Origin of the sequence: Pedobacter terrae (assembly GCF_900100705.1) — a bacterium.
Classification (GTDB): Bacteria; Bacteroidota; Bacteroidia; order Sphingobacteriales; family Sphingobacteriaceae; genus Pedobacter; species Pedobacter terrae.
The window spans coordinates 1-1,336 of sequence record NZ_FNCH01000056.1 but is presented as its reverse complement, the minus strand read 5'-3'; the positions used below and the strand labels follow the sequence as shown (position 1 = coordinate 1,336).

Annotated in this window: 2 protein-coding genes; both read right to left on the bottom strand. The window is 37.4% G+C overall.

Translation table 11 applies throughout. The features are described from left to right. Positions 1 to 52: 52 nt before the first annotated feature. Positions 53 to 802: an IS3 family transposase gene (locus BLR60_RS25285; RefSeq protein ID WP_317039679.1), complete on the bottom strand. Its 750-nt coding sequence runs from the start codon at positions 800 to 802 to the stop codon at positions 53 to 55. Positions 803 to 918: 116 nt separating this feature from the next. Continuing rightward, a partial coding sequence (locus BLR60_RS25280) for a transposase (RefSeq protein WP_394333589.1) occupies positions 919 to 1,336 on the bottom strand: 418 nt, incomplete at its 5' end.

The following is a 1,336-nucleotide window of genomic DNA, read 5'->3' as shown; positions in this document are numbered from 1 at the left end:
TGACTAGTCCTGAAAATTTGATACAGGATTAATAATTAAATAAAATTACGATTTAAATAGCAGTTGGTTCATTCCGGCTGCTATTTTTTCGTTTATAAGTCCTGATTTCGATTTTACTTTGTCTGTGCATATATTTTGGGGTATTCATAAAACATGCATGGTGTGGTCTAATATTGTTATAAATATTAACGCTTTCAGAAACCATTTTTTTCATTTCAGAGAGCTTGACCCCTTCTCTGATGACAATGAACTCTTGTTTTAGAATCCCGTTTACACGCTCAGCTACAGCATTTCGGTATGGATCATAGCTTTCGGTCATGCTACAGTTAATATTATTTTTAATCAGCGTCTGCTGATATTCATCGCAGCAATACTGCAGCCCTCTATCTGAATGATGTATTAGCATATCTTTTTTATATATCCTTTTTGAGATAGCCATTTTCAACGCCCTCACGCTTCCCTCCATACTTAAGCTATTCGAAACATCATAGCCAACTATCTTTTTTGAATATGCATCTGTAACCAAAGCTAGATAACAGGGTTCTTTTCTGTTTCCAAGATAAGTTATGTCAGAAACCCAAAGTTGTTCTGGCCTACTGACTTTCATATCAATGGTAAGGTCCTTGTGTTTGCGAAACCTATGGTGAGAATTTGTGGTAATATGATAACTGCGTTTTGGTTTAACTAATAAATGATTCGCTTTTAATATCTGAAAGAGTTTATCTCTTCCTACTGATAGGGCTTCAAGAGATTCTTTTAATATATGATAAAGTTTCCTGGCTCCAATGCGGGGCATTTTCATTCGCACACCCATCACCAGTCCTATAATCTCTGCCGATAAATCCTGTTTCCTGATCCGTCTCTTCTTACTCCGTTAATAGACCTGTCTGCTAACCCCGAACAATCCACAGGTAGCATTTAAGCTTTCTTTGTAGGTTTTTTGGTATTGTTCAACTGTTCGGGTGAGGAGTTTTTTCGGATTTCAATATTATATTCCTTCTCTGCAATATCGATCATCATATCGAAGATGATTGCTTTTTTATCAGCTCTTGTATTCTGAGCAGCCAGAAAGGCATTTTGTTTCTCCAGAAGCTTAACTTTGGCTTCCAACTCCAGTATTTTCTGTTCGGGTGTCTTAGGCATATGAGATGGGGTTTGATTCTCCCAATCAAATTTACCATATTTTCTCAACCAGCCCACTATGGTGGAACGAGACTGGATGCCATATTTCTTTAAAGCACCTGTTGTGGAGAGTTCACCCTGTTCAATCTCGAAAACAATCTGATGTTTAAGGGATAAGGAATAGTCCTTTTGGGTACGCTTTTGGTAACCCGAA

Bases quoted from the DNA above. Each gene is read 5' to 3' on its own strand.
- BLR60_RS25285 (WP_317039679.1), bottom strand. From the start codon at position 802: ATGAAAATGCCCCGCATTGGAGCCAGGAAACTTTATCATATATTAAAA.